20 protein-coding genes are annotated in these 26,507 nt (G+C 74.3%); 14 read left to right on the top strand and 6 right to left on the bottom strand.

The genetic code is table 11. From position 1 onward, the window contains the following. The 6 genes from ABZZ17_RS32545 to ABZZ17_RS32520 form a co-directional block, all read left to right on the top strand. Positions 1–1,887: condensation domain-containing protein (locus ABZZ17_RS32545; protein WP_356881516.1), on the top strand; the 1,887-nt coding region annotated here is incomplete at its 5' end. Continuing rightward, entirely contained in the window at positions 1,884–9,044 is a 7,161-nt protein-coding gene (locus ABZZ17_RS32540) for an amino acid adenylation domain-containing protein (protein WP_356881514.1), read from the top strand. The genes ABZZ17_RS32545 and ABZZ17_RS32540, both read left to right, overlap by 4 nt. Positions 9,045–9,178: 134 nt before the next feature. Beyond that, positions 9,179–10,003 carry a 2,3-dihydro-2,3-dihydroxybenzoate dehydrogenase gene (locus tag ABZZ17_RS32535; protein WP_356881512.1) on the top strand — a complete coding sequence of 275 codons (825 nt, stop codon included), beginning with the start codon at positions 9,179–9,181 and terminating at the stop codon, positions 10,001–10,003. A 109-nt stretch (positions 10,004–10,112) separates the two neighbouring features. Beyond that, positions 10,113–11,339, top strand: coding sequence for an isochorismate synthase (locus ABZZ17_RS32530; protein ID WP_356881510.1), 1,227 nt, complete (start codon positions 10,113–10,115; stop codon positions 11,337–11,339). Then, positions 11,336–12,976, top strand: coding sequence for a (2,3-dihydroxybenzoyl)adenylate synthase (locus tag ABZZ17_RS32525; RefSeq protein ID WP_356881508.1), 1,641 nt, complete (start codon positions 11,336–11,338; stop codon positions 12,974–12,976). The genes ABZZ17_RS32530 and ABZZ17_RS32525 overlap by 4 nt, the downstream gene beginning before the upstream one ends. A 68-nt stretch (positions 12,977–13,044) precedes the next feature. Continuing rightward, positions 13,045–13,677, top strand: a complete 633-nt coding sequence (locus ABZZ17_RS32520; RefSeq protein ID WP_356881506.1) for an isochorismatase family protein — start codon at positions 13,045–13,047, stop codon at positions 13,675–13,677. A gap of 89 nt (positions 13,678–13,766) precedes the next feature. On the opposite strand, the gene ABZZ17_RS32515 is transcribed toward ABZZ17_RS32520, so the two are convergent. Beyond that, a complete protein-coding gene (locus ABZZ17_RS32515; protein ID WP_356881504.1) occupies positions 13,767–14,522 on the bottom strand; it encodes an AraC family transcriptional regulator in 756 nt (251 codons plus the stop codon). A 307-nt stretch (positions 14,523–14,829) separates the two neighbouring features. On the opposite strand from ABZZ17_RS32515, the gene ABZZ17_RS32510 reads away from it, so the two are divergent. The 3 genes from ABZZ17_RS32510 to ABZZ17_RS32500 all read left to right on the top strand — a co-directional run bounded on the left by ABZZ17_RS32510 (position 14,830) and on the right by ABZZ17_RS32500 (position 17,146). Continuing rightward, positions 14,830–15,528, top strand: a complete 699-nt coding sequence (locus ABZZ17_RS32510; protein ID WP_356881502.1) for a pyridoxal 5'-phosphate synthase — start codon at positions 14,830–14,832, stop codon at positions 15,526–15,528. 114 nt (positions 15,529–15,642) lie between these two features. Then, on the top strand, positions 15,643–16,419 hold the full coding sequence (locus ABZZ17_RS32505; RefSeq protein WP_356881499.1) for a class I SAM-dependent methyltransferase: 777 nt from the start codon (positions 15,643–15,645) through the stop codon (positions 16,417–16,419). 22 nt (positions 16,420–16,441) lie between these two features. Then, positions 16,442–17,146 (top strand): M24 family metallopeptidase, encoded by a 705-nt coding sequence (locus ABZZ17_RS32500; RefSeq protein ID WP_356881497.1) that lies wholly within the window; start codon positions 16,442–16,444, stop codon positions 17,144–17,146. 23 nt (positions 17,147–17,169) lie between these two features. On the opposite strand, the gene ABZZ17_RS32495 is transcribed toward ABZZ17_RS32500, so the two are convergent. Further along, entirely contained in the window at positions 17,170–17,559 is a 390-nt protein-coding gene (locus ABZZ17_RS32495) for a gamma-glutamylcyclotransferase family protein (protein ID WP_356881495.1), read from the bottom strand. Between the two features lie 510 nt (positions 17,560–18,069). Between ABZZ17_RS32495 and ABZZ17_RS32490 the strand changes: the two genes are divergently transcribed. Then, positions 18,070–19,296, top strand: a complete 1,227-nt coding sequence (locus tag ABZZ17_RS32490) for a cytochrome P450 (RefSeq protein ID WP_356881493.1) — start codon at positions 18,070–18,072, stop codon at positions 19,294–19,296. 196 nt (positions 19,297–19,492) lie between these two features. On the opposite strand, the gene ABZZ17_RS32485 is transcribed toward ABZZ17_RS32490, so the two are convergent. Next, positions 19,493–20,353 carry an SDR family NAD(P)-dependent oxidoreductase gene (locus tag ABZZ17_RS32485; RefSeq protein ID WP_356881491.1) on the bottom strand — a complete coding sequence of 287 codons (861 nt, stop codon included), beginning with the start codon at positions 20,351–20,353 and terminating at the stop codon, positions 19,493–19,495. 89 nt (positions 20,354–20,442) lie between these two features. On the opposite strand from ABZZ17_RS32485, the gene ABZZ17_RS32480 reads away from it, so the two are divergent. Then, a complete protein-coding gene (locus tag ABZZ17_RS32480; RefSeq protein WP_356881489.1) occupies positions 20,443–20,919 on the top strand; it encodes a MarR family winged helix-turn-helix transcriptional regulator in 477 nt (158 codons plus the stop codon). A gap of 40 nt (positions 20,920–20,959) precedes the next feature. Here the strand turns inward: ABZZ17_RS32480 and ABZZ17_RS32475 are convergent, their stop codons facing one another. Next, on the bottom strand, positions 20,960–21,655 hold the full coding sequence (locus tag ABZZ17_RS32475) for a VOC family protein (RefSeq protein ID WP_356881487.1): 696 nt from the start codon (positions 21,653–21,655) through the stop codon (positions 20,960–20,962). Positions 21,656–21,740: 85 nt separating this feature from the next. Then, positions 21,741–22,400, bottom strand: a complete 660-nt coding sequence (locus ABZZ17_RS32470; protein WP_356881485.1) for a TetR/AcrR family transcriptional regulator — start codon at positions 22,398–22,400, stop codon at positions 21,741–21,743. Positions 22,401–22,464: 64 nt separating this feature from the next. Between ABZZ17_RS32470 and ABZZ17_RS32465 the strand changes: the two genes are divergently transcribed. Beyond that, complete coding sequence (locus tag ABZZ17_RS32465) at positions 22,465–24,072, top strand: FAD-binding oxidoreductase (protein WP_356881483.1); 1,608 nt, start codon at positions 22,465–22,467, stop codon at positions 24,070–24,072. A gap of 57 nt (positions 24,073–24,129) precedes the next feature. On the opposite strand, the gene ABZZ17_RS32460 is transcribed toward ABZZ17_RS32465, so the two are convergent. Then, positions 24,130–24,486 carry a hypothetical protein gene (locus ABZZ17_RS32460; RefSeq protein WP_356881481.1) on the bottom strand — a complete coding sequence of 119 codons (357 nt, stop codon included), beginning with the start codon at positions 24,484–24,486 and terminating at the stop codon, positions 24,130–24,132. Between the two features lie 268 nt (positions 24,487–24,754). Between ABZZ17_RS32460 and ABZZ17_RS32455 the strand changes: the two genes are divergently transcribed. Further along, positions 24,755–25,615, top strand: coding sequence for a DUF4344 domain-containing metallopeptidase (locus tag ABZZ17_RS32455; RefSeq protein ID WP_356881479.1), 861 nt, complete (start codon positions 24,755–24,757; stop codon positions 25,613–25,615). A 299-nt stretch (positions 25,616–25,914) separates the two neighbouring features. Next, positions 25,915–26,472 (top strand): diaminobutyrate acetyltransferase, encoded by a 558-nt coding sequence (gene ectA / locus ABZZ17_RS32450; RefSeq protein WP_356881477.1) that lies wholly within the window; start codon positions 25,915–25,917, stop codon positions 26,470–26,472. Positions 26,473–26,507 lie beyond the last annotated feature (35 nt).

Here is a 26,507-nt window from a genome sequence, read left to right as displayed (position 1 = left end):
CTCCCCGAGTACATGGTCCCGGCCGTCGTCCTCACCCTCCCCGCGCTCCCCCTCTCCCCCAACGGCAAACTCGACCGACGCGCCCTGCCGGCACCCGCCGCTCCGGCGCGCCCCGCGGCGGCCCCGGTGGAGCGGTCCGGTCCGGCCGGAAGCCCCGAGGAGGTCCTCGCGGCGCTGATGGCGGAGGTCCTCGGACTCCCCTCGATCGGCGCCGACGAGAACTTCTTCGAGCTCGGCGGTGACAGCATCGTCTCCATCCGGCTGGTGGGCCTGGCCCGCAAGGCAGGGCTGACGGTCTCCGCCCGGCAGGTCTTCCAGCACCCGACCCCGGCCGGCCTGGCGGCCGTCGCCACACCGCGCGGGGACGCGGCGGCCGCTCCGGCCCGGCCTGCGGACGGCGGTCCCGGGCCGCTGCCGCTGCCTCCGGTCGCGCAGTGGCTCGCCGCACGCGGTGGCCCGTTCGCCTCGTTCGGGCAGGCCCGGCTGGTCCTGCTGCCGGCCGGGGCGGATCACGCGTACCTGGCGGCCGCGTTGCAGTCCGTACTGGACCACCACGACGGCCTGCGGCAGGCCCTGACCGTTCCGCACCCCGGCGTGTGGAGCGCGGAGATCCGCCCCGCGGGCTCGGTGGCGGCCGCGGCGGTCCTGGAGCGCGTCGACGCCTCCGCCGCCGGGGACGCCGAGCTCCGCGAGCTGGTCGCCGGGGCGTCCGCCCGGTTGCCGGGGCTGCTCGATCCGGTGTCCGGGGCGCTGGTGCGGGCCGTGCACCTCGACCGGGGGCCCGGCGCACCGGGGCGGCTGCTGATCGCAGCGCACCACCTGGCGGTGGACGAGGTGTCCTGGCAGATCCTGCTGCCCGACCTGCGGTCGGCGTACGAGCAGGCCGCCACGGGCCGGGTTCCGGTACTGGAGCCCGTCGGGACCTCGCTGCGGACCTGGACCACGCACCTGCTCGCCGAGGCGCAGCACCCCCGCCGGACCGCCGAACTGGACCGTTGGCTGGCGGCCGCGCCGGCCGGGCCGCTCCTCGCCGGGCGTCCGCTGGACCCGGCCCGGGACACGGCGGCGACCGCGCGGGCGCTGACCGTACGCCTGTCGGCGGAGCGGACCGCGCCGCTGCTCCAGGCCGTGCCGTCGGCCTTCCACGGCACGGTCGGGGACGTGCTGCTGACGGCGCTGTCGCTGGCCGTCGGGGAGTGGGCGGTCCGGGAGGGCCGGTCGGGGCGCGGCGGGTTCACGGTGGACCTGGAGGGACACGGCCGGGAGCAGGAGTTGCTGCCGGGCGCCGACCTCACCCGTACCGTCGGCTGGCTGACCAGCATCCATCCGTTGCGGCTGGCGGCGTCCTCGTACGATCCGGCGGCCGTGCTGGACGGGCGGGAGGATGCCGGGGCCGCGCTGAAGGAGGTCAAGGAGCTCCTGCGCGAGGTGCCCGACGGGGGCATCGGTGCCGGGCTGCTGCGGTACGCGAACCCGGCGACGGCCGCGCTGTTCGCCGGGACGGGCCGCGCCGAGATCCTGTGGAACTACCTGGGCCGGCAGACCGGCGGGGACCACTCCGCGTGGGGTCCGGCCCCGGAGGCGGACGCCCTGTCCGGCCGTCCGCACCCGGAGCTGCCGCTGTCGCACGCGCTGGAGGTCAACGTCGAGGTCGTCGACGGGACGGACGGCCCCGAGCTGGCCGCCGTGTTCGTCAGGGCGGGCGAGGTCCTGCCCGAAGCGACCGTCGCGCTGATCGCCGACCGCTGGCTGGCCGCGCTCGACACCCTCGCCGCCTGGGCATCCGGCGGCACCACCGCGGGGCACACCCCCTCGGACCTCGACCTGGTCGAACTCGACCAGGACCAGATCGACATGCTCGAAGAAATGTGGAGGGCCCAGCAGTGACGCAGGCTCGTATCGAGGACATGCTTCCGCTGTCCCCCTTGCAGCAGGGCATGCTGTTCCATTCCGTGTACGACCGGAGCGCCCCGGACGTGTACACCGTGCAGGTGTCGGTGGCGCTGGGCGGGCCGGTCGACGCGGACCGGCTGGAGCGGGCTGCGGCGGCGCTGCTGCGCAGGCACCCGAACCTGCGGGCCGGTTTCTGGTACGAGGGCGTTCCGCAGCCGGTGCAGTTCGTTCCGGCCGAGGTGACCTTCGCCCTGGACCGGGTGGACCTGTCGGACGACCCGACGGCGTCGGCGGTGCGCCGGATCGAACGGGCCGAGCTGGCCCGCCGGTTCGAGCTGCACCGGCCGCCGCTGCTGCGGCTGGCGCTGGCCCGGCTGGGGCACGACGACCACCGGCTGGTGATCACCGTGCACCACATCCTGGTCGACGGCTGGTCGATGCCGCTGCTGGTGGCGGACCTGCTCGCGCTGTACGACCGGGACGGCGACCCGGCCGGGCTGGCGCCCGTGCGTCCCTACCGGGACTACCTGAAGTGGCTCAAGCGGCAGGACACCGGGGCGGCCGAGGCGGCCTGGCGGTCCGCGCTGGCCGGCGTGGACGGGGCGACGCTGGTGGCGGCGGCCGATCCGGCGCGGACGGCCGTGCGGCCGGGCGTGCACCGGCTGGAGCTGACCGAGGCCGCGACCGCGCGGCTGACGGCGACGGCCCGGCGCCTCGGGACCACGCCGTCCACGGTGATCCAGGCGGCGTGGGGGCTGCTGCTCGGTTCTCTCACGGGCCGTCAGGACGTCGTGTTCGGGCTGACGGTGGCGGGCCGGCCGGAGGAGCTGCCGGGCGTCGAGTCGATGGTCGGGCTGTTCATCACGACCGTTCCGGTGCGGTTCGCGGCACGGCCCGGGGAGAGCGTGGCCCGGGTGCTGCGCCGGTTCCGGGACGAGCAGAACGGCCTGCTGGCCCACCACCACCTGGGGCTGCGGCAGATCCAGAAGCAGGCGGGCGGCGGCGAGCTGTTCGACACCCTGGTCGTCATCGAGAACTATCCGGTGGATCCGGCGGCCCGGCCCGCGCCGGCCGACGGGGTCCGGGTGACGGGCGTCGAGGCGCGGGACGGCACCCACTACCCGCTGACGCTGGCGGTCTCGCTGGACGAGCGGGCCGAACTGGCCCTGGAATACCGGCCGGACCTGCTGACCGGGCGGGCCGTGGCCGTGATCGCGGAGCGGTTCGCCGACCTGCTGGAGCAGCTCGCGGCCGATCCGGAGCTGCCGGTCGGTTCGCTGGCGCTGCTGACGCCCGCCGAACGGGCGGAGCTGGTGGCCGGCTGGCACGGGACGGTGCGCGAGGTGCCCGCGGGGACGGTTTCCGACCGGTTCACCGAGCAGGCGGCGGCCACCCCGGACGCGTGCGCCGTCGTGGCCGGGGATCGGCGGCTGACGTTCGCCGAGCTCGACGAGCGGGCGGGCCGGCTGGCCTCGCTGCTCGCCGCGCGGGGGGCGGGGCCGGACACGGTGGTCGCTCTGGCCGTCCCCCGGTCGGTGGACTCGGCGGTGGCCGTCCTCGCGGTGCTGCGGGCGGGAGCCGCGTACCTGCCGCTGGACCTGGACTATCCGGCGGACCGGCTGGCGCTGATGCTCCGCGACGCGGGCCCGCTGTGCGTGGTGACGACCGCGGCCGCGGCGGAGCTGCTCCCCGCCGGGGACGCGGCCGGTCCGGCCCTGATCGTGCTGGACGCACCGGACACCGTGCGTGAACTCGCGGCGTGCGCAGCGGGGTTCGCGGCGGTGGCGGTGGACGCGGCGCACCCGGCGTACGTGATCTACACGTCGGGTTCGACGGGTGTGCCCAAGGGCGTGGTCCTCACCCACGGCGGGCTGTCGAACCTGTACGCCAACCACCTGGCCGACGTGTTCGGGCCGGTGGTCGCGGCGGCCGGCGGGCGGCGGCTGCGCGCCCTGCACACCGCCTCGTTCAGCTTCGACACCTCCTGGGAGCAGCTGTTCTGGCTGATCGCCGGGCACGAGCTGCACGTCCTGGACGAAGTGGGCCGCAGGGACGCCGAGTTCACCGTCTCCTACGTCCGCGAGCGGCGGGTGGACGCCATGGACGTGACGCCGACGCACGCGCAGGCGCTGCTGGAGTGGGGTCTGCTCAGCACGGACCACCACCGGCCGGGGCTGCTGCTGCTGGGCGGTGAGGCGGTGCCGGAGGCGGTGTGGAACGAGGTGCGGTCCACGCCCGGGGTGATGTCCGTGAACCTGTACGGGCCCACCGAGTACACGGTGGACGCCCTGGCCGCCGACCTGTCCGTGTCGGACACGGCGGTGGTCGGGCGGCCCATCGGGAACACGTCGGCGTACGTGCTGGACGGGGCGCTGCGCCCGGTGCCGGCGGGCGTGCCCGGAGAGCTGTACCTGGCCGGTCGCGGCCTCGCCCGCGGCTACCTGGGCAGACCGGCGCTGACGTCGGAGCGGTTCACGGCCGATCCGTACGGGGCTCCGGGCGGGCGCATGTACCGGACGGGTGACCTGGTGCGGCTGCGGGCGGACGGGGAGCTGGAGTTCCTGGGCCGCGCGGACGACCAGGTCAAGATCCGGGGCTTCCGGATCGAGCTGGGCGAGGTGGAGGCCGAGCTGAGCGCCCTGGACGGGGTGGCGGGCGCGGCCGCGGTGGTGCGCGAGGACACGCCGGGGGTGAAGCGGCTGGTGGGCTACGTCACCGGTGACGTCGACCCGGTGGAGGCGCGGGCCGTGCTGGCGGCGCGGCTGCCGGAGTACCTGGTGCCGGCGGCGGTGGTGGTCCTGGAGGCACTGCCGGTGAACGTCAGCGGCAAGCTGGACCGGGCCGCGCTGCCCGCTCCGGCGCTGGGCGGCGGGGCTCCGTCCCGGGTTCCCCGCACGGCCCGCGAGGAGACGCTGTGCGCGGTGTTCGCCGAGGTCCTGGGGCTGGAATCGGCGGGCGTGGACGACGACTTCTTCACGCTGGGCGGGGACAGCATCGTCTCGATCCGTCTGGTGGCCCGGGCCCGAAAGGAGGACCTCGTCCTGACCCCGCGGGACGTGTTCGAGCACCGTACGCCGGCCAGGCTGGCGGCCGTCGCGGGCGCGGCCGGGCAGTCGACGACACAACTCCTGGCTTCGGACCGCCCCTTGGTGGAGCTGACGGACGCCCAGCGGGCGCTGCTCGCCGAGGCGTTCCCGTCGGGTGAGGAGGTGCTGCCGCTGGCCCCGCTCCAGGAGGGCCTGTACTTCCACGCGGTGTACGACGACCACGCGCTGGACGTGTACCTGATGCAGAACTTCGCCGAGCTGCGGCACGCGGTGGACGCGGAGGCCATGCGTGCGGCGTTCGGGACGCTGCTGGACCGTCATCCGCACCTGCGGGCCGGGTTCTGGCACGAGGGCCTGCCGGGCCCCGTCCAGGTGGTGCCCGCGGAGTGGGAGCTGCCCTGGCGGGTCGTGGACCACGCCGGGCTGGACCGGGCCGAACAGGACGAGGTGCTGCGCGTGTTCTCCCTGGCGGACGCGCAGACCCGGTTCGACCTGGCGGCGCCGCCGCTGGTCCGGGTGACGCTGCTGCGGTTCGCCGAGGACCGGTGGGTGCTGTGCGTGACCCAGCACCACATCCTGACGGACGGCTGGTCGGAGTCGCTGTTCCTGGAGGAGCTGTTCGCGCTGTACGGGGCGCGCGGCAAGGAGGCGGCGGACCCCGCGCCGGTGACCCCGTACCGGGACTACCTGCGCTGGCTCGCGGCGGTCGACACCGACGCTTCGGTGGCGGCCTGGCGGACGCACCTGTCGGGTCTGGAGCAGGGCACCCTGGTGGCGGCCGCCGACCCGGCCCGGACGCCGGTGACGGCCGAGGTCGTGGACCTGTCCCTGGACGCGACGACCAGCGACCGGCTGCGGGCCTTCGCCCGCGGGGCGGGGGTCACGCTCAACACGGTGCTGAGCACGGCCTGGGCGATGGCCCTGGCGGGGATGACGGGCCGTGCCGACGTGGTGTTCGGCGCCACCGTCTCGGGCCGCCCGGCGGACCTGCCCGGCGTGGACCAGATGATCGGCATGTTCATGAACACGCTGCCGTTCCGGGTGGCGCTGCGGCCGGGCGAGGCGCTGCGGGACCTGCTGGTGCGGGTGCAGAGCGAGCACGCGGCGCTGCTGCCGCACCACTACGTGGGCCTGGGCCCGGTCCAGCGGGAGACGGGGATCGGGCAGCTCTTCGACACCCTGTACGTGTTCCGCAACACGCCGCTGGACGACGCCGCCCGCGAGGCCGCCTTCGAGGCGCACCAGATCGGCTGGACGCACAGCGTGGACGGCACCCACTACCCGCTGACCCTCGCGGTCACCCCGGGACGGGCGCTGGAGCTGACCCTGGCCTACCGGCCCGACCTGTACGACGAGGAGACCGCGCGCGGGCTGGCCGGACGGCTCGCCCTGCTGGTGGCCCAGATGGCCGACGGCGGAGCGCTGCCGGTGGGCCGCCTCGCGACGCTGACGCCCGAGGAGCGGGCCGCCCAGCTGGCCTGGGGCGACGACACGGGCCGGCCGGTCCCGGACACCACGGTCGTCGACCTGTTCGCGGAGCAGGCGGCGCGCACCCCGCACGAGACGGCCCTGGTGTTCGGGGACGAGCGGCTGACGTACGCGGAACTCGACGGGCGGGCCAACAGGCTGGCGCGCGCCCTGGTGGCGCGGGGGGCGGGCCCGGAGCGGGTGGTGGCCCTGGGGCTGCCCCGCTCGGCGGACTTCGTCGTCGCGCTGTTCGCCGTACTGAAGACGGGTGCGGCCTACCTGCCGCTCGACCTGGACCACCCGGTGGACCGGCTGGCGACGATGGTCGCCGACGCCGCCCCGCTGTGCCTGCTGACGACGGCTCCGGTCGCGGACCGGGTGCCCCGGGTGGAGGGGGTGCCCGCGCTCGCGCTGGACGCGGACGCGGTGCGGACCGAACTGGCCGCGCTGTCCGGGGTGGCCCTGTCCGAGGCGGAGCTGACGGGGCGCAGGGACGGCAGGCATCCGGCGTACGTCATCTACACGTCCGGTTCCACGGGCCGCCCGAAGGGTGTCGTGGTGCCCTACGCGGGTCTGACGAACATGCTGTTCAACCACCGGGAGCGGATCTTCGCCCCGGCGGCACGGCTCGTGGGCGGGCGCCGGATGAAGGTGGCGCACACGGTGTCGTTCGCCTTCGACATGTCCTGGGAGGAGTTCTTCTGGCTGGTCGACGGGCACGAGGTGCACGTCATCGGCGAGGAGCTGCGGCTCGACCCTACGGCTCTGACGGCGCACTACGACCGGGTGGGCATCGACGTGGTGAACGTGACCCCGTCGTACGGGCAGCAGCTCGTCGAGGCCGGTCTGCTGGACGCGGACCGCCACCGGCCCGCCCTGTTCCTGCTGGGCGGCGAAGCGGTGCCCGACTCGCTGTGGGGCCTGCTCCGGCGCACCGAGGGCACCATGGGCTACAACCTGTACGGCCCCACCGAGTACACGATCAACGCGCTCGGTGCGGACGTCTCCGGCAGCGACACCTCCTGCGTCGGCAGCCCCATCCACAACACCCGCGCCTACGTGCTGGACGGTGCGCTGCGTCCGGTCCCCACCGGGGTGCCCGGGGAGCTGTACCTGGCGGGTGCCGGTCTGGCGCGCGGCTACCTCCGCCGGCCGGCGCTCACGGCCGAGCGGTTCGTCGCCGACCCGTTCGGCGGGCCCGGCACGCTGATGTACCGGACCGGCGACCTGGTGCGCCGGCGGGCCGACGACGGGATCGACTACCTGGGCCGGGCCGACGACCAGGTGAAGATCCGGGGTTTCCGGATCGAACTCGGCGAGATCGAGTCCGCGGTCGCGGACTTGCCGGGCGTGTCCGCGGCGGCCGTCGCCGTCCACGCGGGGGCGTCCGGGGTGAAGCGCCTGGTCGCCTACACGGTGCCGGCGGCCTCCGGGGCCTGCGACCCGGTCCGGCTGCGCGCCGGACTGTCCACGTCCCTGCCCGAGTTCATGGTGCCCTCCGCGTTCGTCGAGCTGGCGGCGCTGCCGCTGACGGTGAACGGCAAGGTGGACCGGGCGGCGCTGCCCGCCCCGGACTTCGGGGACGGCGGCGGGCGTCCGCCCAAGGACGCCCGGGAGGAGCTGATCGCCGCCGCGTTCGCCGAGGTGCTCGGCCTGGAACGGGTCGGCGCGGAGGACAACTTCTTCGAGCTGGGCGGGCATTCGCTGCTGGCGATGCGGCTCGTCGGCCGGATCCGCGCGGAGCTGGGCATCCCGCTCCAGGTCGCCACCGTGATGTCGGCGCCGACGGTGGCGGACATCGCCGCCCGGATCGGCTCCGACGCCCGCCGGGACGCGCTGCGGGTGCTGATGCCGCTGCGCGAACGCGGCACGGCGGCCCCGCTGTTCTGCTTCCATCCGGCGTCCGGGTTCAGCTGGCAGTACACCGGACTGCTGCGCCACCTGGACGCGGACCGGCCGGTGTACGGGCTCCAGTCTCCCGGCCTGTCGGGGCCGCGGCCGGAGGTCGCGGACGTGGCGGACCTGGCCGAGCTGTACCTGGCGGAGATCAGGACGGTGCAGCCGCAGGGCCCGTACCACTTCCTCGGGTACTCCTTCGGCGGGACCGTGGCGCAGACGCTGGCCGCGCTGCTCCAGGAACGCGGCGAGGAGGTCGCCTTCCTCGGGCTGCTCGACGCGTACCCCCCGGAGACCGACGACTGGTCGTACGTCGACGAGCCCGGCTGGCAGGAGCGGCTGGAGCGGGAGGAGAGCGGGTTCCTGCTGTCGGTGGCCGGGCTGGAGCAGCCGGCGGACGGCGGCGCGGTGGACCGGTCGGAGGCCGTCCGGGCGATCCGTGACAGCCAGGGGCTGTTGGCCGGGTTCGACGAGGCGCTCCTCGACTCGATCGTCGCCACCAACATGCACTGCGTGCGGCTGCTCTCGCGCAGCCGCACCCGCCGCTACCGGGGTGACGTCCTGTTCGTCACCGCGGGCCGCAGCACCCCGGCCGCCGAGGCACCGGGCCGGGTGTGGCCGCCCTACCTGGACGGGCGCATCGACGAGCACGTCCTGGACTGCGGACACGACGAGCTGATGTCGCCCTCGGCGCTGGACCGCATCGGACCGCTCGTGGCCCGGGCGCTGAACACCCGGTAGGTCCCCCCTCACCCCGGTGGCGGGCCGGCCGGCTGCTCGGGCGGCCGGCCCGCCACCGGACCCCGGTCCCCACCCGCCCCATCCCCATCCCCATCTCCTCATCTCATCTCATCTCATCTCTGGAGGACGGACCCATGTCCGCTGCCACACTGACCGGCCGGTCCCGGCTCGACGGACGGATCGCGCTGGTCACCGGGGCCGCACGGGGCATCGGCGAGGCCGTCGCCCGCACCCTGGCCAGGCTCGGCGCCGAGGTCGCCGCGACCGACCTGCGCGCCGCCACCCTGACCGAGCTCGCCGACCCGGTCGGCGCACGAGGCCGGCCCGCCGGCGGGGAGCGGTCCGGCCGCGTCCACGCGTACCCCATGGACGTGACCGACCGTACGGCGGTCGACGCGACCGTCGCCCGGGTCGAGCGGGAGCTCGGCCCGGTGGACATCCTCGTCAACGTCGCCGGGGTGCTGCGCACCGCGCCCGCCGCCGAACTCACCGACGAGGACTGGGCCCGGACCTTCGCCGTGAACACCACCGGCGTCTTCCACACCACCCGGGCCGTCGTCGGCGCGATGGCCCTGCGCGGCGGCGGCAGCATCGTCACCGTCGCCTCCAACGCCGCCGGCATACCGCGGACCCACATGGCCGCGTACGCCGCGTCCAAGGCGGCGTCCGTGATGTTCACCAAGTGCGTCGGGCTGGAGTACGCGGGCAGCGGTGTCCGCTGCAACGCGGTCTGTCCCGGTTCCACCGACACTCCCATGCAGCGCGCCCTGTGGACCGACCCGGACGCGCCGCGACGGGTCCTCGACGGGGACCTCGCCAGCTACCGCACCGGCATACCGCTGGGCCGGATCGCCGACCCCCAGGACATCGCCGACTCGGTCGCCTTCCTCTGCTCCGACCAGGCCCGTCACATCACCATGCAGGACCTCTACGTGGACGGCGGCGCCACGCTGCGCTGAGCACGGCCGCACCTCGGGCCCCACCAGCTCGACCAGCCCCACCAGCCCCACCAGCCCCTCACGACTTCCCCCTGTCTCCCCTCCCTCCCCTCCCCGAACAGGAGTCACCATGCCGACGGTCCACCCAACCGCCACCCCCACCGCAGCCGGCGAGCCCGCCCACCCCTCGGTGGGCGCCGCCACCAGCCTGCTCGACGCCTACCGGCCCGGGCTGCGCTTCCTGGCCACCCCGACCCGCACCCTGCTCACCGAGGGCGTGCACGCGGAGGTGCCCGACGACGGCCGCCCCCTTCCGGAGCGGGTCCGCTCCGCCGTGGCCCGGGCCGCCGGCGGCGGCCACGCCCGGCCCCTGGTGATCGGGAGCATCCCCTTCGCACCGGACGCGCCCGCCGCCCTGGTCGTGCCGGAGACCGTGTTCGAGGGACCTCCGCTGGCCTCCGACCCCCTCATCGCCCTGCCGCCCGAGCCCGCCTCCGGCGCCCGGTGGACGGTGACCCCCGTCCCGGAGCCCGAGGTCTACGGCCGGGGGGTCGAGGACGCCGTCCGGCGCATGCGCGCGGGCGAGTTCACCAAGGTGGTCCTCGCCCGCGCCCTGGACCTGGCCTCCGACGCCCCGCTCGACCTGCCCGCGATGCTCCAGCGGCTGGCCCGCCGGGACCCCGGCGCCTACACCTTCGCCCTGCCCACCGGCCCCGGCCGGACCCTCGTCGGCGCCAGCCCGGAACTGCTGGTGTCCCGCCGCGGGGAGCGCCTCGTCGCCAATCCGCTCGCCGGGTCCACCCCGCGCAGCGCCGATCTCGCCGAGGACGTCAGCCGGGCCGCGGCCCTGCTCCGTTCGCCGAAGGACCTGCACGAGCACGCCGTCGTGGTCGACGCCATGCGCCGTGCGCTGGCCCCGTACACGACCGGCCTGGTCGTACCGGAGCGGCCCACGCTGATCCGGACGGCCACCATGTGGCACCTGTCCACCACCCTCACCGCGACCGTGGCCGGCCCCGAGCTGACCGCCCTGGACCTGGCCGGCGCCCTCCACCCCACCCCGGCCGTATGCGGGACCCCGACCGATGTCGCGCGCCGGGTCATCGCCGAGACCGAGGGCTTCGACCGGGGCTTCTTCACCGGGATGGTCGGCTGGCAGGACGCGTCCGGCGACGGCGAGTGGGTCGTCACCATCCGCTGCGCCGAGGCGGAGGACGGCGGGGGCGGGCGGGGCGGCGGGCGACTGCGGCTGTACGCCGGGGCCGGGATCGTCCCGGACTCCCGTCCCGAGGAGGAGACCGCGGAGACCGCCGCCAAGTTCCGTACGTTCCTGCAGGCCGTGGGGGTCGCGCTGTGAGCACCCAGGCACCCGTGTGGCCCGCCGAGTTCGCCGACCGCTACCGGGCGGCCGGCTGGTGGCGCGGCGAGACCTTCGGCGGCATGCTCGCCGAACGGGCCGCCGCCCACCCCGAACGGATCGCGGTCGTAGACCCAGCCGGCGGCCCGGACGGCGGCCGTCGTACCTGGACGTACGGCGAACTCGACCTGCGGGCCGACCGGATGGCCGCCGGCTTCGCCGCCCGCGGCATCGGAGCCGGGGACAAGGTCGTCGTCCAGCTGCCCAACTGCGCCGAGTTCTTCGAGGTGGTGTTCGCACTGTTCCGCCTCGGGGCGCTGCCCGTGTTCGCGCTGCCCGCCCACCGGCGTTCCGAGATCGGGTACTTCTGCTCCTTCACCGGGGCCGCCGCCTACGTGATCCCCTCCGCGCACGCCGGTTTCGACTACCGCGAACTGGCCGCGGCGGTACGGGAGGACGCGCCGGAGCTGCGGCACGTGTTCGTGGCCGACGGGGATCCGGGGAGGTTCACCGCCCTGGCCGAGGTGCCCGAGGATCCGGGCCCGGACTTCCCCGCGCACCAGCCGGGCCCGCAGGACCTGGCCTTCCTCCAGCTGTCGGGCGGCAGTACGGGCGTGCCGAAGCTGATCCCCCGCACCCACGACGACTACCTCTACTCGCTGCGCGGCTCCAACGAGCTGTGCGGGGTGGACGCCGGCTCCGTCTACCTCGTCGCCCTGCCGGCCGCGCACAACTTCCCGCTCTCGTCGCCCGGTTCGCTCGGCGCGCTGTACGCGGGCGGCCGCGTCGTGCTCGCCCCGCAGCCGGTGCCCGACGTGGCCTTCCCCCTCATCGAGGCGGAGGGGGTGACGATCACCGGCCTGGTGCCGCCGCTGGCCCTGCTGTGGACCGACGCCGCCGGGCACACCACGCACGATCTGAGCAGCCTGGAGGTCCTCCTCGTCGGCGGCGCCAAGTTCAGCGAGGAGGCGGCGCGCCGGGTGCGGCCCGCCCTGGGGTGCACCCTCCAGCAGGTGTTCGGGATGGCCGAGGGCCTGGTCAACTACACCCGGCTCGACGATCCCGAGGAGGTCGTCGTCACCACCCAGGGGCGGCCCATCTCACCGGACGACGAGATCCTGATCGTCGACGACGAGGACCGGCCGGTGCCGCCCGGCACGGTCGGTCACCTGCTCACCCGCGGCCCCTACACCATCCGCGGCTACTGGAACGCCCCCGAGCACAACGCCCGTTCGTTCACCGAGGACGGCTTCTACCGTACGGGCGACCTCGTCCGGGCCACCCCGACCGGCCACCTGGTGGTCGAGGGGCGGGCGAAGGACCAGATCAACCGCGGCGGGGAGAAGATCGCCGCCGAGGAGGTGGAGAACCACCTCCTCGCCCACCCCGCCGTGCACGACGCCAACGTGGTCGCCGAGCCCGACCCCTACCTCGGCGAACGGACCTGCGCCTACGTGATCCTGCGCGCGGACGCCGAGCCCGCCACGGGCACCGCGCTGCGCAGGTTCGTACGGGAACGCGGGCTGGCCGCGTACAAGGTGCCCGACCGGGTGGTGTTCGTCACCGCCTTCCCCACCACCGGGGTCGGCAAGATCTCCAAGAAGGACCTGCGCACCCGCACCCCCGCCCGCCCCTGATCCGAACCGCTCCCCCTGCCCTCCCCCTCCCCCGCTGCCGCCTCCCCCGCACTCCGAACGGAACTCCCATGGCCCTGCCCGCCGTCGCCCCCTACCCGATGCCCACCGCCGCCGAACTGCCCGCGAACCGGGTGGACTGGAAGCCGGATCCGCGGCGGTCGGTGCTGCTGGTCCACGACCTGCAGAACTACTTCCTGTCCGCCTACGACGCCACCCGGCAGCCCGTCACCGGACTGCTCCGGGGGGTGGCCCGGCTCCGGGAGGAGGCGGCCCGGGCGGGCGTCCCGGTGTTCTACACCGCGCAGCCGGGGAACCAGAGCGCGCGGGAGCGGGGGCTCCAGCAGGACTTCTGGGGTCCCGGGCTGCCCGCCGACCCCGAGGCCGAGGCGATCGCGCCGGCCGTCGCGCCGGGGCCCGGGGACACCGTGCTGACGAAGTGGAAGTACAGCGCCTTCGTCCGTACCGACCTGCTGGAGCGGATGCGCGCCCTCGGCCGGGACCAGTTGGTGATCACCGGGGTGTACGCGCACATCGGCGTCATGATGACGGCCTGCGACGCCTGGATGCAGGACGTCCAGGCGTTCGTGGTGGCCGACGCGGTGGCGGACTTCTCGGCCGCGGAGCACCGGATGGCACTGGAGTGGGCGGCCGGCCGGTGCGCGTACGTGACCACCGCCGACGGGGTGGCCGCGGCCTGGTGACGGCGGCCCGCGGCGGCCCCGGCGTCGGCGCGGCCGCTGCGGGTCGCCACGGCGCCGGGGCCGGGTCCGGTGCCGTGCCGCGGGGGCCGTCAGGGCGACTGGCGGCTGTAGGAGCCCGGCGTTTCACCGAAGTAGCGCCGGAAGGCCGCTATGTAGCCGTTGACGCTGGTGAAGCCCACGCGGGCGGCCACGGTCCCCACCAGGAGCCCCTGGGCCAGCAGTTCCAGCGAGCAGTTCAGCCGCAGCCGGGTGCGCCACTCGGAGAAGGCCAGGCCGGTCTCGTCCCGGAAGGAACGGCGCAGGCTGGTCGAGCTGGTGTAGACGTCCCGGGCCCATTCGGTGGCGGTTCGCGGGTCGTTGGGCCGGCGGGACAGCAGCCGGGCGACCTCCGCGGCGGCCCGGCTGACGGGCTGGGGCAGCGGCAGGGAGTCCGGGTGTCCGCCGCTCAGCGCCGCGAAGACGGCCGGATCGTCCGGGACGGGCTCCGAACTGCGCATCCGGGCGAGCAGCAACGTCCGCTGGGCGCCGGTGACGTTGATGACGGCCGGCCCGGGGTACGGCAGGTGGTGCGCCTCGGGGTCGAAGGCCTCGACGACGATGAGCGAGTCCGGTTCGAAGCGGGCGCTGTGCCACACCCCTGCCGGGATCCACAGGCCGACCGAGGGGTCGAGCTGGTGCTCCTCGCGGCCGATGGTCACCGTGATCCGGCCCATGGGCACGTAGAGGAACTGGTGGAAGTCGTGGACGTGCAGGGGGTGTCCGCCGGCCGCGATGAAGTCGTCGTCCACCACGGTGTCGGGCGTCCGGCTCGCAACGGGGTCGCCGAGCAGAGCGGTTGTGGCCACGGGCCTACCTCCACAGACTGAAGTGCCCGGCCTGTCCGGGACTCCGGGGATCACGGGCCCGCCCCTGGTCACGGGCGGGGCCCGGCTCTCCACACCGAGCCACCCCCGCAAGTAAGGCTACCCTAAGTTTCCTGTTCCGCTCCGGTTCGGCGGGCGGGAGCCGAGTCGTGGCTCTCTCCAACATCCAACCGGCACCGGTGTCGTTTTTTGGCCGATCAACTAAGCATTTGCCATGCGATTGCCATCGATCAGGTAGCAGATGCAGGATGGCGGGTGAAGGGTTGCCGGGCGGAGGAAGGCGTATCGGGTGGCTGACACAGGAGGCGGCGGCGCGGACGTCCGCCAGTGGCTCAGGAGCATCGACGTGTTCGCGCGCCCGCTGCCCGCGTTCGACCGCGACCGGGCTCCGGCCGAACCGGCCGCCCTGTTCCTGGCGTGGCTCGCCGAGGCGGTCGCGGCGGGCGTTCCCGATCCGCACGCGATGACGCTGTCGACGGTGGACGCGGCCGGTGACCCCGACGCCCGCACACTGATCCTCAAGGGCGTGGACGCCTCCGGGTGGAGCTTCGCGGGGCACGCCTTCAGTCCCAAGGGCGGGCAGCTCGCGTGCCATCCGCGGGCGGCGCTCACCTTCTACTGGCCGGAGCACGGCCGGCAGGTGAGGGTGCGCGGGAGCGTCACCACGGGCTCGGCGCGGGACAACGCGGCGGACTTCCTGGGCCGTTCGGCCACCGCCCGCGCGGAGTCATTGCTGGGCCGCCAGAGCCAGTACCTGACGGACCCGGCCGAGCAGGAGCGGGCCGTCGCGGGCTCCCTGGCCCTGATCCGGCGCGAGCCCTCGCTCGTGGATTCCGCCTGGACGCTGTACACGCTGGAGCCGACCGAGGTGGAGTTCTGGCAGGCGGCCGAGAGCCGCCTCCACACACGGCTGCGCTACGAACGCGCCGGAGTCGGAGCCACCGGCGGCGGCGACGGCGGCTGGGAGCGTTTCGCGCTCTGGTCATAGCGCCCCGCCCGCTGCCACCGCAGCCACCGCAGCCACCCCCGCTCCCGCACGACCCGCGCGCCGCGACCCGTGGCGCCCCTCCATGTTCCTGCTCACGAGGCGAGGTAAGGACCCATGAACGCACGCACCCAGGACGGCAGCGCCGGAGACGTCGACTACGGCGCCGTCGGCACCGGTTACGCCTCCTACCGGAGGCCCGACCCGCGCGTCGCCCGGTTCATCGCCGAGGCCCTGGACGGGGCGCGGACCGTGCTGAACGTCGGCGCGGGCGCCGGATCGTACGAGAACGCGGCCCGCGCGGTGACGGCCGTGGAACCCTCGGAGTCCATGCGGGCCCAGCGCCCGGCCCGTCTCGCCCGAGCGGTCGACGCCGTCGCCGAGTCCCTCCCCTTCGGGGACGGGGAGTTCGACGGCGCGATGACCCTCTTCAGCGTCCACCAGTGGAACGACGTCACGGCCGGCCTGCGCGAGATGCGCCGCGTCACCCGCGGCCCGGTCGTCGTCCTGACCTGCGACCCCAAGCTCGTGCGCGACTTCTGGCTCCACGAGTACGCCCCCGAGGTCCTCGACACCGAGGCCCGCCGGTACCCTCCGATCGAGGACATGGCGGCCGCCCTGGGCGGCAGCGGCACCGTCCAGACCGTACCCATCCCCCTCGACTGCACCGACGGCTTCAACGAGGCCTACTACGGACGGCCCGAGATGCTCCTCGACCCCGCCGCCCGGCAGGCCTGCTCCGCCTGGAGCTTCGTCGACGACGGCGTCCGCGAACGCTTCGACGGGACACTGCGCCGCGATCTGGAGTCCGGGGCCTGGGACGATCGCTTCGGGCACCTGCGTACGCAGGCGACGTACCAGGGATCGCTCGTGATCGTGCGCGCGACCCCGTAACACCGGGAAGAGGAACAGCACCATGGGAGTACCCGACCGCATGGACGAGCAGCTGCGCGCCCTGGGGCTCGTCGAGGCCCAGCGCAAGGCCGTACGTCTCTTCACCGAGGTCGAAGCCCGGGGCCTGGTCGCCCCCGGAGCCGGTGAGCGGGAGGTCAGCGACCGGATCCGGGACCTCGCGAACGAGATGTTCGGCACCACCAAGCACTGGCACAAGCGGATCGTCCGCTCCGGGCCCCACACCCTGTTCCCGTACAAGGAGAACCCGCCGGACCGGATCATCGGCGGGGACGACATCGCCTTCGCCGACTTCGGCCCCATCTTCGAGGAGTACGAGGCCGACTTCGGCCGGACCTTCGTCTTCGGTGAAGATCCGGCCAAGCACCGCCTGCGCGACGGCCTCGAAGAGGCCTTCGCCGGCGGACGGCGGGCCTTCCGGGCCGATCCGCACATCACCGGACGGCAGTTGTACGCCGAGGTCGAGCGGCTCGCGCACGAGGCCGGCTGGAGCCTCGGCGGCTGGCACGCGGGCCACCTGGTCGGCGAGTTCCCGCACGAGACCATCGACGGGGCCAAGGCCGAGTCGTACATCACCCCCGACAACGACACCCCGCTGCGCCGCACCGACCGGGCCGGCTGGCGGTGCCACTGGATCCTGGAGGTCCACCTCGTGGACGAACGGGGCGGCTTCGGAGGGTTCCACGAGCAGCTGCTCGACCTGGAGTGACGTCGGCGGGGCCCGGGGCCCGGTCAGGCGGCGGGACCGGACTCCCCGTCGGCGGCCGGGGCCGCCTGCGCGCCGAGGTAGGCCCACGCCTTCGTGCCGGAGCGCAGGAGGACCCGGGTCCGGGCGTAGTCGTCGACCTCGTAGTCGTCCGCGGAGGCCAGTTCCTCGTCGGTGATCGAGAAGACCGTGCCCTCGACGGCGTCGGCCTCGTCCGAGGAGGCGACGAGCAGGGGGTGCCGGTCGGTGCCGCTCGCGGCGATCACCTCAGGGTCGGTGATCCGGATGTAGGTGATCCGGAATCCGGGCAGCGCGTCGGGAGCCCCTTCGAGCGGCCTGCCGAACCGGGCCAGCTGGACCTCGGGGAACTGCAAGGTGCCGTAGGAGAACAGCTGGTGGCGCATTGGGGCTGCCATGCGGAGAACCTCCTGGAATACCTGCCGGATACCTGCCGCGCGCACCTGGCGCCGACGTGATCACCCCAACCTACCGAACGCCGAGACGACAGGGACCGCCACTGCGCATTTGCCACCTGAACTTAAGGCTTACCCTTGCAGGTGCGCGAGATATTGCGCGATTCGGCTCTTGGATGATTCACTGCAATCACACGGGCCCCAGTGGCCTGATTCCGTTGCAGGAACCAGTCGTCCCCACGGGTCGGCCCTTGGTTCACTGGTGCGGACGCCCCGCCCCCAGGGACCGCTTGCGGCTCTCGCGGCCCCGAGGCGGCGCGGCGAAGGAAGCCCCTGCGCGTCGATCAGCGGTGTTCGACACGCAGGGGCTCCGTCATGCGCGCGGGCCGTCTCCCGATGTCCGGATTCGAACGGCCGGGCGGCGCCGTGGATCATCATGGGGTCGAGGACGCGCCACCGTGCGGCCGTCCGCCGGCCGCCCGGCCCGCCCCCGCCCCGCGACAGAGGACACCCATGACCGCACCGTCCGCAGCCCACCCCGGCGCCACCCCGTTCGACGACGCCTACCGCGACGATCCGCACGGCGTCCTCGGCCGGCTGCGGGAGTCCGGTCCGGTGCACCGGGTCGCCCTGCCGGACGGGACGCTCGCCTGGCTGGTGACCCGGGAGGCCGACGTCCGGGCGGGACTCGCCGACCCCCGGCTCTCGGTCGACAAGAAGCACGCGGGCAGCGGCTACCGCGGCTTCTCCCTGCCCCCGGCCCTCGACGCGAACCTGCTGAACCTCGACGGCGCGGACCACCTGCGGCTGCGGCGCCTGGTCTCCAAGGCGTTCACCCCGCGGCACACCGCCGCCCTCCGCCCCCGGGTGACGGCCGCGGCCGAGGGGCTGGCGTCCGAGCTGGCCGGACGGATCGCCGCCGAGGGCCGGGCGGACCTCGTGGCCGGCTTCGCCGCACCGCTGCCCCTGCGCGTCATCGGCGACCTCTTCGGGGCCCCCGAGGCGGACCGGGAACAGTTCGCCGCGTGGGGCGGCGCGATGGTTGCGCCGGCGGGACCGCAGGACGTCGCGACCGCCGTCAAGGGGATCTACGGGCTGCTGCTGCGCTGGGTCGCCGAGCGCCGGGCCCGTCCCGGCGACGACCTGCTGTCCGCGCTGATCGTGGCGCGCGACGACGAGGACCGGCTCACCGAGGACGAGCTCGTCTCGCTCGCCTTCCTGATCCTGCTGGCCGGCACCGAGAACACCCAGCACCTGATCAGCGGCGGAACGCTCACCCTGCTCCGGCACCCCGACCGGCTCGACGCCCTGCGCAGGGACCCGAGCCTCCTCGACGCGACCGTGGAGGAACTCCTGCGGTACGCCCACCCCAACCAGAGCGCCATCCGGCGCTTCCCCACCGAGCCCGTCGAGATCGGCGGCACCGCGGTACCGGCGGGCGACACGGTGCTGCTCTGCCTTGCCTCCGCCCACCGCGACCCCGAGCGGTACCCGGAGGCGGACCGCTTCGATCCCGGGCGGACCGACCTGGCGCACCTCGCGCTGGGCCACGGCGTGCACTACTGCCTCGGCGCGCCCCTGGCCCGCCTGGAGGTGTCGACCGCCCTCACGACGCTGCTGGCCCGCTTCCCGGCCTTGGCGGTCGCCGAACCCGCGGCCCTGCACTGGAACACCTCGTTCCGGTCCCGGGCGCTGCGCGAGCTCCACGTCACGGACGAGAGCCTTCGCGCGGGGGGCTAGCCGGCCCCCGTCATCGTCCGAGGGTGTTCATCAGGACGATGGCCGTGAGGTTGAGGAGGATGACGGCCATGACGCCGCCCACGGTGATCCAGGCCCGTCGCGATTCGTCCATGCGTACGCGTCACCTCCCGGTTCGGGCATGTCCGGCCATCATGGCCCGGTTCAGCGCGGGGCGCAGTTCGGCCGGGCGGGCCCGTCAGGCTCCGGCGACCCAGGCTCCGGTCATGCCGAGGACGGCGGAGCCGTCGCCGTCGGCCAGCTTGGTCCCGGTGAAGTCGCGGGCCCACTGCGAGGTCTGGATGCGGAACGCGGGGCGGTCGGCGGTCAGCGCCTCCATGACGGCCTCGGCGGCACCGGCGGGGGTCTGGGCGCCGTCCAGGAACTGGCCGACCGTACGGTCCACGTAGTGGCGCAGCGCGTCGGCGTACGGACCGGCCGCGGCGACGTGCCCCTCGATGTCGAGTCCGAGGTTGTTGACGAACTCCGTGGCCACCGCGCCCGGTTCGACGACGGACACGCTCACGCCGACGGCGCCCGCGACGGGGGCCAGGCTCTCCATGTATCCCTCGACGGCGAACTTCGCGGCGCAGTAGGCCTCGTTGAAGGGCTGGCCGACGACGCCGCCCACGCTGGTGACCGTGATCAGGCGGCCTCCGGTGGCCCGCAGGTGGGGCAGCGCCGCCTTGGAGACGTTCAGCACGCCGAAGAAGTTGACCTCCATGACCTCGCGGACGTCGGCGACGGTTTCGAGTTCGAGGGTCCCGACGTGTCCGGCGCCGGCGTTGTTCACGACGGCGTCCAGGCGTCCGTAGTCGGCGATCACACCGTCGACGGCGGCGGCCACGGAACGTTCGTCGACGACGTCGAGCTGCCGGACGTCGAGTTCGACGCCGGCGTCGGCGGCGGCCTCGCGCAGGGCATCGGCCTTGCCGGTGTCACGCAGCGTGGCGATCGTGCGCCATCCCGCGCGGGCGGCCGCGACGGCCGCGGCCAGGCCGATGCCGGAGGAGGTCCCGGTGATCAGGACGGTGCGGGGGGTGGTGGGGAGGGTCGACATGGCGGTCGCCTTTCACGGAACGTAATTTATGTGCGTGCACACACACCATAAAGTTATGTGCGTGCGCACGCAACCTCTAGACTGCCGACATGCCGAAGAAGCTCACCGAAGCCGAGATGCCCGCGGCCGACTACGCGTTCTACGGGCTGGTCTGGGCCGGCACCGTGCTGACCGACCGCGTGGACCGCGCCCTGGTGAAGGCCCATGACCTGCCCGTGTCCTGGTTCGAGGTCATGCTCTGGCTGGCTTCGAGCCCCGAGCCCGTACCCGCCTCGGTCCTCGGCAACAGCACGCTGCTCAGCCGCAGCCAGGTGTCCCGGGTCGTGGACGCCCTACGGGCGCGCGGGCTGGTCACCCGTACGCCCTCGGCGCGTGACGCCCGGTCGGTGGAGGTGTCCCTCACGGACGCGGGGCGCACGGTGTTCGCCGAGGCCGACGCCACCCGGCGCGAGGTCCTGGCACCGGTCTTCACCGGACTCCTCGACGAGCGGGACATGGAGGCGCTGGGGACGGCGTGGCGCAAGCTCAAGGCCGACCAGGGCCTCAAGGACGAAAACGCCTCCTAGCCGAACACGCCTCCTGGTCTCGGAGGTTTCGGAGCGCGCCTCAGTCGTCCCGGCCCTGCCACGTGGTCACGCAGACCTCGTTCCCCTCCGCGTCGGCGAGCACCCAGAACGCGGGGGCCCGGGTCGCGGACACGAGCCGGCCCCCTGCCGCCAGCGCCGCCTCGATCCGCCGGGGTGCCTCGTCATGGGGAACGCAGACGTCGAAGTGGATGCGGTTGCGCTGGGGGCGTGCCCGGTCCATCTGCTGGAACCAGATCGCGGGGCCCTGCCCGACGGGGTCGACGAGTGGATCCTCCGGTCCTTCGGCGCCCGCCTCGTCGGCATAGCCCAGCACCGCCTTCCAGAACGGCCGGATCCCGGCGATGTCCAGCGCATCGATCGCGATCTCCACGAGTTGGACGGACCGCGGTGCCCCCGTTCCGATCTCGGGCTCCGTCATCGGCGACCCGGTCTCCTTGACGGCGGTGGAGATCCGGCGCGCGAGTTCGACGTCCCGGGTGGTCACCGCCGCGTGGTCCGGCGACTGAAGGGTGAGCACGAGCCGCTGGGGGCGGGCATCGACCCGGAGGTGCCGGTCGGCGCTGCTGCCGCACACCGCGACGGCGTCCGCCGCCAGGCCGATCGCCCGAGCCAACGATCCGACCGGGACCGACGTCCGCAACGTGCCCAGCAGGAAGTGCCAGCCGTAGTCGTGGACGGCCTCCGACGCTTCCCGCCGGCTCAGTACTCGGTCCATGCCCGCATCCTCGCAGTCCACCGCGAGACCCGTCCGGTGGACCTCGAAATCCGCAGGGGGCGCACGGGGCGGCGGGGGCCGGGGGTCAGCCGGAGCCGCCGTCCGGCTCGCCGGTGACGGCGGACGCGTCCGAAGCCAGGCCCGCGGCGGCCGCGAAGAGACGGGCGCAGCGCCGCGTCATGGCCGCCGGCGTCTGCTCCGGGTGCTTGACCCACCAGCGGACGAGGGTGGCGACCAGGTCCCGCCAGACGTATTTGAGCGCGTCCGCGTCCAGCGGGTCCGTCGAGCCGGCCGCGCGCAGCAGTGCGGCGGTGCCGCCGGCCGCGAGCCGGTCGATGGCCGACCGGTACGCCGAAGCCCGGCGCTCGGCCTCGCCGCCGGGCGGCAGCGAGGTGTCATAGAGCACGAACCACGCCTCCCGCTGCCCCTCCAGGGCGGTGAAGAGGGCGTGCAGCACGCGCAGCGGCGTGTGCGGCGCGGCCGGGTCCGGGCCCATGGCCGTGCCGATCGTCTCCAGGAGCCGTTCGCCGACGGGCACCAGGCAGGCGACGTACAGCTCCTCCTTGGTGCCGACGTACTGGTGCAGCAGCGTCTTGGTGACGCCCACGCGCGCGGCGATGGCGGGGAGCGACGCGGCCGCGTAGCCACGGGTGCCGAACTCCTCCGTGGCGGCGTCCAGCATCTGCCGGCGGCGGTGCTCGCGCGGGACTCCCTTGGTGCCGGCCTTCGAAGGAGGGGTTGCCATGAGCCGATATTATCAGTAGGTAATTTACCTCAAGGTAAATTCCTGCGACCTCCGGAGCGCACCCATGACCGGCACCACCCCGCAGCCGACGTCCCGCAGCCGCTCCTGGTGGGGCTGGGGCTGGTCGGACGCCCATCCCGACGACGCGGAGTGCGCCGCGCTGGGCGCCCTGCTCCCCGGCACCCTCGCCCGGCCGCTCCCCGTGCCCCGCGTCCGCGACCTGGGCATCGGCGCCCCCGTCCTCGAACCCCCGACGAGCCTGGCCCACCTGGTCACCGCCGACCCGGCGGACCGCGCCGCCCACGCGATGGGCAAGGCGTACCGCGACGTCGTACGGGCCCTGCGCGGGCGCCCCGGCCGCGTACCCGACCTCGTCGCGCGCCCGACGGACGAGCGCGAGGTGGCCGCCCTGCTGGACTGGGCCGGTGACCGGCAGGTCGCCGTCGTCCCGTACGGCGGGGGTTCCTCGGTCAGCGGGGGCGTGGAATACCGCGGCGACGCCCACCGGGCGGTGCTGTCCCTCGACCTGACGGCCATGGGCCGCGTCCTGGAGGTCGACACCGAGGGCCGGGCCGCCCGCATCCAGGCAGGCACCCTCGGACCGGCCCTGGAAGACCAGTTGCGGCCCCACGGCCTGACCCTGCGGCACTTCCCGCAGAGCTTCGAGTTCTCCACCCTCGGCGGCTGGCTGGCCACCCGCGCGGGCGGCCACTACGCCACCGGCCGCACGCACATCGACGACTTCGTGCAGTCGATGCGCGTCGTCACCCCGGCCGGTACGAGCGCTTCCTGGCGGCTGCCGGCCTCCGGGGCGGGCCCCTCCCCCGACCGGCTGTTCCTGGGCTCCGAAGGGGCCCTGGGCGTGATCACCGAGGCGTGGGTGCGGCTCCAGGAACGCCCCCGCCACAAGGCGTCCGCGGCGGTCTCCTTCACGGACTTCCAGGACGCGCTGCGGGCGGTGCGCACGCTCGCCCGGTCCGACCTCTCCCCCGCCAACTGCCGTCTGCTGGACGCCGGTGAGGCCGCGCTGTCGGGCGCGGCGCGGGACGGGAGCGCCGTGCTGGTGCTGGGCTTCGAGTCGGCGGACGCGCCGGTGGCGGACCGGCTGGAGCGGGCCGTCGGCCTGGCCCGCTCGTACGGCGGCAAGGGCGGGATCCCGGACGGGGACCCGTCCGGCGGTGCGGGCGGCGACGCGGCGGTGGGCGCCTGGCGCTCGGCGTTCCTGCGGATGCCGTACCTCCGCGACGGGCTGGCCAGGATGGGCGCCGTCGCGGAGACGTTCGAGACGGCGGCCACCTGGGACCGGATCCCGGGCCTGATCGAAGCGGTGCGCACCGAGGTCGGCGCGGCCGCACTCAAGGCCACCGGCCACCCGGCGACCGTCAACTGCCGCCTGACACACGTGTATCCGGACGGCGCGGCCCCCTACTTCACCGTCCTCGCCGCGGGCCGCGCCGGTGACGAGGTGGCCCTGTGGGACGACCTGAAGGCCGTGGCGGGCGAGGTCCTGCACCGCCACCGGGCCACCATCACCCACCACCACGCCGTCGGCCGGGACCACCGGCCGGGCTACGACCGCCAGCGCCCCGAGCCCTTCGCCCTCGCGCTGCGGGCCGCGAAGGGGGCACTGGACCCGCGGGGCATCCTCAACCCCGGGGTGCTCGTGGACTGACCGGGGGCCGCGCGGGTCCGGGGCCCGCCGGCACCGGCCGCGCGTACGGGCCCGGCGTCACCAGGCGGACCAGGGCACGCGGCAGGTGTGCGGGGCCGTGCCTTCCGGGCACAGGCCCCGGATCACCGCCTTGCGGACGGCCCGGTAGGTGCGCAGCGAACAGTCCAGGCGGACGCGCAGTCCGACGCTCTCCCGTCCGCCGCTGCTGAGCCCGGGGTTCTCTACGGCCCACTGCTCCGCGAGGAGGCCGTCGTGCCCGTCGTCCGCCGGCCCGCCGTCGGGGCGGGCGCGTACGACGGTCCGCGCCGTGACGCGGGCGCGCCGGGAGGCGGCTTCCCGGTCGACGAGTTCCCCGACCCAGGCGAGCCCGTCCGTGTCCGCGTACAGGTCGAACCTCAGCGTGCGTGTCCCCACCGGCTCCACCAGCCCCTCTGCCGCGCCGTCCCGGCCGGGCCGCGCGGCGCCATGATCTCCGACGTCCCAGGAGATGCGACTGCGCCGCCCGGCCGCAACCGGGTTTCCCCCGGGGACCAGGCGCTCCACGGTCCGCGCCGGACGCCCACACGTCCGGCCGGCCCGCAAGTCGAGGAGCCCGCAGCCCACTCGAACGGCCCGGCGGAATCGCCCGTACGGCCTTCCCGCGGGATGCTGGTGCGGGGACCGGGCCGATCGGAGGTCTGCCGTGAACCGTTGGAGCACGTCCCTCGCCGCCGTGGCGGCGGCCGCGGCCTGGAGCCTGTGCGCGGTGGCGCCGCCGGCGGCGGCCTCGGTCCGCGCCGTCACCCCGGAGCCGTCGGCGAGCGCCGAGGGCGCGTTCCGCGGCGAGTACGCGCCGATCACGCGCCGTGACGGGGGCGCGGCGGCGCGCGGCCGGGAGATCATGGAGGGCGGCGAGTACCTGGAGAAGTACGTGGCCCTGTCCAACGCCCGCCTCACCCTCCCGACGGACATCGTCGTCCGGGCGGTGCAGTGCGGACAGGCCAACGCCTTCTACCAGCACCCGTACATCAACCTCTGCTACGAGTACGCCGCGCAGCGGGAGCGGATGTTCACGGAGGCCAACGCGGAAGTGGACGCCGCTGACCCGGGCGCCACCCACGACCCGGTCCTGGCCGACGTGGCCGGGGCGATGCTGGGCACCTACTTCCACGAACTCGGCCACGCCGTCATCCACGTCTACGACCTGCCGTTCACCGGCAACGAGGAGGACGCGGCCGACGAGCTGGCCGTGCTGCTGCTCCTCGCGGTCGACCCGAGCGGGGACACCACGCGCAGCACCCTGTGGGCGAAGAAGCTGGAGGCCCGCAGGGAAGCCGCCGGCACCCCCGACTACTCGGACGAGCACGCGTTGAGCGCCCAGCGCTACTACAACCAGCTGTGCATGCTGTACGGCTCCGACCAGGTCAAGTACGCCTGGGTGGTGTCGGACGAATGGCTGCCGAAGCACCGTGCGTACCGCTGCGAGGAGGAGTTCGAGCAGGCGAACAGCAGCTGGGGCAAGCACCTGGCCGCCCATTGGAAGGGGCGGCCCCCCGAGGGCTGACCCGCCCCCGCGTCCCGCGTTCCGGGAGCAGCGCGTCTTTCCCGTTCCGTCGTGCCGAAACGGGGCCGGCGGCGAATGTCACGGCTCTCACATCACGCATATGGGACAGGTCGAAGTCGTTATCGTCTCGTTACTTTCGCGGGGGGTGGGGTGAATTGTCCGGATAAACCCACCCTTTCCGCCCCGGTCGACCGGGGCTTCGACCGGTCGGGCCGTGCCGCCGGATAACACGGATGATCCGCGGGCGGAACCCCGTCGCGGCATGTGATTTCGGCCGACGGTCGGTAGCTTCGGCCCGCATGACCACTGCACCCGCAGCTCCGGCCACCCGTTCCCGAACCCCCGCCCCGACGACCCGGCCCGGCATCCGGGCCGACCGGCCCACCGTGTCCGACGGCCCCGCCCTCTGGCGCATCGCCCGTGACACGAAGACCCTCGACGTCAACTCCCCCTACAGCTACCTGCTGTGGTGCCGCGACTTCGCCGGGACCTCCGCGGTCGCCCGGGACGAAGCCGGCCGGCCGGTCGGCTTCGTCACCGGGTACCTGCGCCCCGACGCCCCGGCCACGCTGCTGATCTGGCAGATCGCCGTCGACGCGGCCGCCCGCGGCCAGGGGGTCGCCGGGCAGCTCCTCGACCACCTCACGGCACGGGTCGCCGCCGAGCACCGCATCGACGGCCTGGAGACGACCATCAGCCCCGGAAACACCGCGTCGGAGCGGCTGTTCGCGTCCTACGCCGAACGCCACGGCGCCCGCGTCACCCGGAAGGTCCTCTTCGCCGAGGAGGACTTCCCCGGCAACGCGGGGGCACACGAGGCGGAGGTCCTCCACCGGATCGCCCCCCTGTCCCCCTGACCGCCCCCCGACCGCGTCCGCCACAGAACAGCACC

It is taken from the genome of Streptomyces sp. NPDC006512 (genome assembly GCF_040611935.1).
Classification (GTDB): Bacteria; Actinomycetota; Actinomycetes; order Streptomycetales; family Streptomycetaceae; genus Streptomyces.
Note: the sequence above shows the minus strand (reverse complement) of the source record. Positions and strands in the feature narration are given on the sequence as shown.